1 protein-coding gene is annotated in these 242 nt (G+C 70.7%); it reads left to right on the top strand.

Features of this window, described 5'->3' with window-relative positions:
• On the top strand, nt 1–217 hold a 217-nt coding region (locus tag CVH10_RS27090; RefSeq protein WP_219925084.1), incomplete at its 5' end, for a hypothetical protein.
• Nucleotides 218–242: the final 25 nt, after the last annotated feature.

The following is a 242-nucleotide window of genomic DNA, read 5'->3' as shown; positions in this document are numbered from 1 at the left end:
GGTGGCCGACGCGCCGTTCGTCGCTACCGTCGAAGTTCAGCAGCGCCTCGGTGATCCGAACTGCTGGCCGACGCACAGCCAGTTGGCGGCACTGGCGAGGAGGGCGGCGACCTCGTTGGGGGTGAGCTTTGCTCGCGTGGTCCTGGCGAACGGTGTCTGCGGGGCGGCCGCGATGCGGCGGGCCAGCTCCTCCAGGGCCAGGTCGTCGACGCGCTAGATCTGGTAGTCCTGCGTCCAGGGCG

This window comes from Halomonas sp. ND22Bw, assembly GCF_003011945.1.
In the GTDB taxonomy this organism is placed as follows: domain Bacteria; phylum Pseudomonadota; class Gammaproteobacteria; order Pseudomonadales; family Halomonadaceae; genus Halomonas; species Halomonas halophila.
The sequence above is the reverse complement of the archived record's forward strand: the minus strand, read 5'-3'. Positions and strand labels throughout refer to the sequence as shown.